Here is a 7,563-nt window from a genome sequence, read left to right as displayed (position 1 = left end):
CCGCGTCGGAGCGAAAAGTTGAGCCAGTGCGTTGGACGGGTTCCCCGGCATAAAGCAACTGGCGTTGCGCGTCCGGGTTTCCCGGCGCAAAACTTTTCAAGACAGAGGGGTTGGGGAGAGGTTCATCGAACTCACGTTAACGCACCGCAAATCTGGGGCGGTGCTGTACTCTTACCGAATACACACCTTACTGGCTCTTACCAAATGTATTTCATAAAAGGCTTTTTAACCTATTGTCTACTTGCCTATTGCCCATTGCCTATTGCCCATTGCCTATTGCCTTCCTAAATATTTTCATAACTCAATTCTGGGTTTGCCCAGTTGGTTTCCTCTAAAAATTCACTAAATGTAGTCAAAAGTCCCGGAAATTCTTGGCGTAACTGGGCTACATCTGCCTGATAACCCTTTTTGCGATACCACTGAATCAAAGCGAATAATTCTCTTTGAAATAACAGCAAAAAAATCCAAGGCGAGGTTTCTTTATAAATAACTTTTTTTCCCTGCGCTTTGGAGAATGCTTCGGCCATTTGTATGGGTGTCAGGACATCACCAGCTAACTCAATTTCTTTACCAATATACTGTGCTGGATGTTTGATAACATAGGCAGCAATACGACCCATATCTTTAGTAGTAATTAGATGTAGCGGTCTATCAGGCTGAATTGAAAAGGGGAAACTGCCTTTGAGGATGGAAGGGCGCGTATACTTTTTCCAGAATTCTTCCATGAATAAACAAGCACGCAACATTGTAGTTGGTAAACTCGCTTGTTTGAGGATTTGTTCTACTTGATATTTTTGCTCAATATGACTAATTCCTGAATTTCTATCAGCCCCACCTGCGGAGTTATAAACAAAATGCTGAACGTTAGCGTTTTTAGCTGCTTGGGCGACTCGTTTTGCCCTTTCGACTTCTAACGGACTGGGTTTTGCTGTATCTGGCGCGGTAGCATGACAGTAAACTGCTGAAATTCCGGCAAAAGCTGGTATGAGAGAGTTTTCATCATCAAGGTTGGCTTCGACCAGTTCAATTCCAGCATCATTCAGCTTGGCTAAAGATGGTCTGTTGAGGTCAATTTTTCTGGTGATGGCGCGGAGGTTTGTAACGTTTTGTTCGAGAAATCCCTTAATGACATTGCCACCTGTGCCACCTGTGACTCCAATGAGCAATATTTTCTGGCGATCGCCAATTTGTGACATTCTTTTATTTGGAATGCGGCATCAAGATTAGTTTAGACTAATTAGTTTTAATCTGGGTGCTATATAGCCAATCCTCAAACTCTGATTGATTCACCTTTGCCTGTTCTCTCACGCCACTCAAAAATGCCTCACTATCGCTATCATAAGAGCGATCGCCCTCCAAGGCACTGCGAGCTTGGATTACTTGGGTACGGTGTATCCGACTGTTTTCATATTGAATTAAGGCTGCTTCAATACTAGATGCAGCAGCAAGGTACTCTACTAGTTCTCTGGCATCTTCAAAAGCCATATTTGCTCCTTGCCCCAAAGATGGTACTACAGGATGTGCTGCATCTCCTAAAAGGGTGACTTTGCCTTGACTCCATCGGGTTAAAGGCGGTCTGTCACATATTGGTCTTTCTACAATATTTTCTGCATCCGTGGCTTGAATAATTGCCTGTACAGGTTCTCCCCAATCAGCAAAAATTTCTAAAACACGAGACTTTGCTTCTGTGGCGTTTGGCGATAAATTTCCCTCTGGCGATAGCGATCCTGCACTCCAAAATACATAACCTTCTCCTACATCAATCAGCATGATAACTTTGCCATGAGGTGATGTCATTAGCACTACTTCATTAGGAGGCAATAGTACATGGCTGTACTTAACCAAACCACGCCAAGACAAACGCCCAGCATAACGAGGTAAACCGTCTCCAATGAGAATCTGTCTCACAGTGGAATTAATACCGTCAGCCCCTATCAATAAGTCTGCTTCTACTTTTTTGCCATCTTCAAAGTAAACTTCTACACCTTGTTCATGCTGCTGAAAATCTATGCATCGACAATTGAGGTGAATAGTATCTGTTGGTAAAGCCGCCGCAAGTATTTCCTGCAACCGCGACCACCGCATATTTAGCATTGGTTGTCCATATTTTTCCATCAGGCTGATTGGGCTTTGAACAATTAATTCTCCGGTGCTTTTCTTCAGGTTTAACATCCGGGTATGGCTACCAGCATTTTTTAACGCCTCGACTAAATCAGGATTAATAGCACAAAGGCTATTCAAGCCATTCGGTAAAATAGTCAGTCCTGCGCCCACTGGCCGCAATTCTTTTGCTTTTTCATAGACTTGCGCCTCAATGCCTTGTTTTCGCAATGCTAATGCAGTTGCCAAACCACCAAGTCCAGCACCAATAATTGCAACTTTCCATACTGATGATTTTCTAGGGTTATTTTCTAACATGAATCAGACTCAAGATTAATTTTTTCTTTGTGTTGATGAGTAAGAGATATCTGTAAATTTTGTTTGTTTCATCGCTGGACACATTCATTTTAATGCGGTTGTTAAAGGCAGGAATCACCAAATTAGTAGGTTTTGGGGTGGCGATCGCAGATAAACTGAATAGTGAGGCAATTTTAATACAGCAACCAGCATGGCGAATAATCCTGCCCCAATCGAATCATTTCGTGCTTTAGCATTGCAAGTGACTTGTCATGCAGTTAACCAAGCAAGCGATCGTCAAGAAGTTGGATTAATGATCCAAAAGGCTATTACCCGTTTAGCGTCACAAATCGCCGCTAGTATTGCTTTTATTGGTTCTGATTGTCGGTTAATTGTCCTCCCTGAATATTTTCTTACAGGCTTTCCAATGGGGGAAGCTTTGCCTGTATGGGCTGAAAAAGCTTGTATAGAAATGCACGGGGCAGAATATGAAGCCCTTGGTAAAATTGCTCAAAAACACAAAATCTTTTTAGCTGGTAACGCCTACGAACTTGACCCTAATTTCCCTGGTTTATATTTTCAAACCTGCTTTGTAATTGACCCGGCTGGCGATATTGTTTTGCGATATCGGCGGTTAAATTCTTTATTTGCGCCTACTCCTGGTGATGTTTGGGATAAATACCTCGAATTTTACGGTTTAGAAGGTGTCTTCCCAGTTGCAAAAACAGCCATTGGTAATTTAGCCGCCGTAGCTTCCGAAGAAATTTTATACCCAGAAGTGGCGCGATGTTTGGCAATGCGTGGCGCAGAGATTTTTCTGCATTCCACCTCAGAAATTTATAGCAGCAACCTCACACCAAAAGACGCAGCTAAAATTTCTCGCGCTGTCGAGAATATGGCTTACGTTGTTTCTTCTAATACCGCAGGTCTAGCTAATAGTCCTATCCCCGTTGCTTCCGTTGATGGTGGCTCAAAAATCGTTGACTATCGCGGTATAGTCTTAGCCCAGACAGGTGCAGGTGAAAGTATGGCAGCATTTGCAGAGATAGATTTAGCCGCCTTAAGACGCGATCGCCGCCGTCCAGGGTTAAATAATATACTCTCCCGCCAGCGATTTGAACTATACGCTCAAAGCTACAGCCAGTCACAATTTTACCCAGCAAACACTATGCTGGATCAAGAAGTGCAACGTCAACACTTCATCCAAACACAGCAAAAGACTATAGAACGTCTATCTCAACTAGGTGTTATTTAAAGTATAAAATTTCTTCGCCCTCCTCTCCTGCCTTCTGCCTCCTGCCTTCTAACACATGACCAATGACAAAACCAATCGAAGTCCGTAACCCACGCACCGGAAAATTTGATTACGTAATTATCCCACCGCCGCCAAAGTTGCTGGCACAGCAATGCAACCGAGCGAGAAGGGCGCAAGTGCGCTGGCAACAATTAGGTGTAGAAGGTAGAGTTGCAGCTTTACAAGAATGGAAGCAAGCAATATTATCCCAACGCGACAAGCTGACAGATGCTTTGGTAAATGATACAGGTAGATTGTCCATCTCAATTATGGAAATCGACTCCTTCTTTTCTACCATCGATCGCTGGTGTGGATTAGCACCAGAATTATTGCAAGATTTAGCCAAAAATACATCTATCCCCTTTATCGCCCTGCAACAAACATCAACGCCTTACCCTTTAGTTGGGGTAATTAGTCCGTGGAATTTCCCGCTATTACTATCTACAATTGATACCATTCCCGCATTGCTGGCGGGTTGTGCAGTAGTTGTCAAACCCAGTGAAATTGCGCCTCGCTTCATCGCCCCACTGACAGAAGCAATTAATTCTGTTCCGGCGTTGCGTGATGTATTAAGTTTTGTGGAAGGTGCCGGAGAAACTGGTGCGGCTTTAATAGAAAATGTAGATTTAGTATGCTTTACAGGCAGTGTTGCCACTGGGCGAAAAGTCGGAGAAGCCGCAGCTAAAAGATTTATTCCCGCCTTTTTAGAATTGGGTGGCAAAGACCCAGCGATCGTTTTAGAATCGGCAGATTTAGAATTAGCAACATCAGCAATTTTATGGGGTTCAGTTGTCAACACCGGACAGTCATGTTTATCAATTGAGCGCATTTACGTTGCAGAATCCATCTTTGAAAAGTTTTACCATCAACTAGTCACCAAAGCCCATCGCCTCCAACTAGCGCATCCCACCTTAGAAAGTGGTGAAATTGGCCCTATTATTGCCGAAAGACAAGCAGGAATAATTAACGAACATATCGCAGATGCAGTTGAAAAAGGTGCAGTCATTCATTGCGGCGGAAAAATCGAAGAGTTAGGCGGCGGTTGGTGGTGTCGTCCCACAGTGCTGACCCAAGTCAACCATTCTATGAAAGTCATGACCGAAGAGACTTTCGGCCCCATTATGCCAGTCATGCCTTTTACCAAAATTGAAGAAGCAATCAATTTAGCCAACGATTCAATTTATGGGCTGAGTGCGGCGGTGTTTGCTGAAACCGCAACCGAAGCCTTAGCAGTTGCTCAATATATTGATGCAGGTGGTATTAGTATTAATGATGCCGCCTTGACTGCCATCATGCACGAAGGCGAGAAAAACGCTTTCAAATTCTCCGGCTTAGGTGGTTCGCGCATGGGTGCAGCAGCTATAAAACGGTTTATGCGAAAGAAAGCATTTTTGATTAAAACTAACTCTAATAAAGACCCTTGGTGGTTTGAAAATGGGTAATGATATAGCAGGAGGCAGGAGGCAGGAGGCAGAGGGCAGGTGACAGGTGACAGGGTTAAAAGTCTTTGAGTGTCTATGTTTTCTCATCTACTGATGTCCTAACACAACTGGCTACCGCTATATCTCACTCTTCACGAAAATCTAATGCAGAAATTTTGGCAATATAGGATTCATATTTGATTTGGGGAAAAAACTCAGTATACCTTTATCCCTTCTTTCCTGTTCCCTATTGCCTATTGCCTATTGCCTATTGCCTCTCTACACAAGTATTTCAGTAATCAAACCGGATTCCTATAGAAATCAGGGTCATAAATAACGCAAATGTATTTTAGCAGTAGTTTATTTGAATGCTGTTTCTTCTTTCTTGAGTTTTTGAGTCAAAAAACTACGCAAAAATTTGGCGTACTGGTGCTTTTAATTTAGGCTTTTATCTAGCTGAAGTTGATGAGTTGGTTTGTTTATCAAGGATAAGAATTCGAGTAAATGCAAAAATTCCAGAAATGGTCGGCTCAAAAAACTAATCAGTTAGTGCTAATTTTGCTGGTTGGGGGATTGCTGTTTCGCTCCTTCATTGCTTTCTGGCTGTACCCTACCTTTGATGAGGCTTATTACTACCTCTACAGTCTGCATCTAGACTGGAGCTATTTTGATCATCCAGTTTTTGTAGCTCTGACAACTGGTTTTGGCCCGTGGTTAACTGGAGATGTATCCCAATTCACAATTCGCCTGGGTTCACTGATTTTATATACAGGCAGTTTGGTGTTATTGTACTTAACTAGCAACAGACTATTCTCTGCTAAAGCAGCTTGCCTGACATTGGCTATTGCCACCATAAGTCCAGTTTTTCAAGTTGGCTTTGGCATACTAAGCCTGCCCGATAGTCCACTGATGTTTTTTTGGTCAGCCAGTTTATATTGTGCAGTCAATGAATTTTTTCGGCAGCCAGGAAATCAAAAGCATAGCCTGTTGAAAAATAAGTCTGGCTCATCTAATTTATATGTGCCTAGTTATCGCTTGAGCTACCTTGGTATCCTGGTGGGATTAGCCTGCGATAGCAAATATCACGGGTTTATTTTAGGACTGGGGCTAATTGGTTTTTGTTTAACGAGTCCACCTCATCGCTGTGTTGTGCGTTCCCCTTGGGCATGGCTAGGGTTAGGCTTATTTGTGATGACTATCTTCCCCATTTGGTTTTGGAATATGCAGCATGATTGGGTGTCCTTTCGTTTTCAATCAGAGCGAGCGATGCCAAGGGTTGGGTACAATCTGCTGAGTGTAGCTGCTGTCTATTTAGGCGGGGTAGCTTACCTGTTCCCAACCATAGGATTGCCACTATGGTGGGTAAGTTTACGACCTGCGGTGTTAAGAATAATTCAACTTGTTTTTCACAAATCACGAACTTTTAAGGTAAATTTAGATGCGACTAAATTATTGAATTTATGGGTATCCTTGCCTTTAATTTTAGGGTTTACTCTCCTTGGAGGATATCGGCAAATTTTGCCAGCTTGGCCGATGCCAGGATTTTGGGCAGCAACTTTGTTGTTAGGGCAACAGGCAGTCATCTGGGAGCAGCATGAGCGACGTAGGGTGCGGCGATGGCTTTTAGGTTCGGGAATTATGGTAGCCAGCCTTTTACTGATTGCTCTGCTTCAAGTGACAACAGGAATATTTCAAAAGCCTAGCCAATACGCTTTCATGGGAGGGTTCTTGCCTCCGAAGGATGACCCTTCTACAGAACTAATTGATATTCAGCAACTACGGCGTGGCTTTGTTTCTTCTCCGCTCTTGAGTGCTGCCCTAGAGAACTCTAGCTTTATATTTACCAATCGCTATTATTTAGGTGGCCCAATTGCAATGTCCCTGAAACCTCTAGCAAACGTCCCGATTACTTGCTTTGACATTGGCAACGATATGCGTGGGTTTGCTTTTTGGTCAAGAGCGGATCAATGGTTAGGGGAAAACGCCCTGTACATTACTACTGCGCCCTTTAAGAATAGAAAAGATTTGATGGCTAATTATCGAACTTACTTTAGTAGCCTAACTGAGATTGAAACAATACCAATCAGACGCGGCGGGGTGGTAATCAATATTATTTATGTCTATCAGGCTAAGACACTTTTAAAGCCCTACCCCCGGTCTTACGGAATTTGACGGTTAATCTCATTCCATCCACGCTCTAGCCTAGAATGATTAAATCGAAAAATCGCTCTAGACAACTAAAGACTAACTTCGATAGTACAAAGTCAGGCTTCGTTGCCAGAAACTCCAGTACTTATACCGTTTCACTTTAAGTTTGATACAAATAATCCGCAGGGTGGGCAGGGGAGCAGCTTTCAAGGGCAGGTTTTTTGTTTAAGCAGAAGAGAAAGTGGTGGGACATCTCCAAGATTCAGGGAAGAAGCTACCAACAGGCAAAGGTTGACCAAGTAA

Annotated in this window: 6 protein-coding genes; 4 read left to right on the top strand and 2 right to left on the bottom strand. The window is 43.1% G+C overall.

All coding sequences use genetic code 11. From position 1 onward, the window contains the following. Positions 1-288: hypothetical protein (locus H6G76_RS36790; RefSeq protein WP_206757044.1), on the top strand; the 288-nt coding region annotated here is incomplete at its 5' end. Here the strand turns inward: H6G76_RS36790 and H6G76_RS35600 are convergent. Both H6G76_RS35600 and H6G76_RS35595 read right to left on the bottom strand, forming a co-directional pair. Then, complete coding sequence (locus tag H6G76_RS35600; RefSeq protein WP_190710900.1) at positions 285-1,196, bottom strand: NmrA/HSCARG family protein; 912 nt, start codon at positions 1,194-1,196, stop codon at positions 285-287. The two genes, H6G76_RS36790 and H6G76_RS35600, sit on opposite strands and share 4 nt — an antisense overlap. A 37-nt stretch (positions 1,197-1,233) precedes the next feature. Next, positions 1,234-2,418: an FAD-dependent monooxygenase gene (locus tag H6G76_RS35595; protein ID WP_190710899.1), complete on the bottom strand. Its 1,185-nt coding sequence runs from the start codon at positions 2,416-2,418 to the stop codon at positions 1,234-1,236. 190 nt (positions 2,419-2,608) lie between these two features. Here H6G76_RS35595 and H6G76_RS35590 point away from each other — a divergent pair, with 190 nt between their 5' ends. From H6G76_RS35590 to H6G76_RS35580, 3 genes are all read left to right on the top strand, one after another. Further along, positions 2,609-3,652 carry a nitrilase-related carbon-nitrogen hydrolase gene (locus H6G76_RS35590; protein ID WP_190710898.1) on the top strand — a complete coding sequence of 348 codons (1,044 nt, stop codon included), beginning with the start codon at positions 2,609-2,611 and terminating at the stop codon, positions 3,650-3,652. A gap of 62 nt (positions 3,653-3,714) precedes the next feature. After that, positions 3,715-5,133: an aldehyde dehydrogenase family protein gene (locus H6G76_RS35585; protein ID WP_190710897.1), complete on the top strand. Its 1,419-nt coding sequence runs from the start codon at positions 3,715-3,717 to the stop codon at positions 5,131-5,133. Between the two features lie 483 nt (positions 5,134-5,616). Next, on the top strand, positions 5,617-7,284 hold the full coding sequence (locus H6G76_RS35580) for a glycosyltransferase family 39 protein (protein WP_190710896.1): 1,668 nt from the start codon (positions 5,617-5,619) through the stop codon (positions 7,282-7,284). The last annotated feature ends 279 nt before the right edge of the window (positions 7,285-7,563 follow it).

Source organism: Nostoc sp. FACHB-152, from assembly GCF_014697475.1.
GTDB lineage: Bacteria > Cyanobacteriota > Cyanobacteriia > Cyanobacteriales > Nostocaceae > Nostoc_B.
The sequence above is the reverse complement of the archived record's forward strand: the minus strand, read 5'-3'. Positions and strand labels throughout refer to the sequence as shown.

Excerpts from the sequence above, each read along its gene's own strand:
- H6G76_RS35600 (WP_190710900.1), bottom strand. The coding sequence starts at position 1,196 with ATGTCACAAATTGGCGATCGCCAGAAAATATTGCTCATTGGAGTCACA.
- H6G76_RS35595 (WP_190710899.1), bottom strand. The coding sequence starts at position 2,418 with ATGTTAGAAAATAACCCTAGAAAATCATCAGTATGGAAAGTTGCAATT.
- H6G76_RS35590 (WP_190710898.1), top strand. The coding sequence starts at position 2,609 with ATGGCGAATAATCCTGCCCCAATCGAATCATTTCGTGCTTTAGCATTG.
- H6G76_RS35585 (WP_190710897.1), top strand. The coding sequence starts at position 3,715 with ATGACAAAACCAATCGAAGTCCGTAACCCACGCACCGGAAAATTTGAT.
- H6G76_RS35580 (WP_190710896.1), top strand. The coding sequence starts at position 5,617 with ATGCAAAAATTCCAGAAATGGTCGGCTCAAAAAACTAATCAGTTAGTG.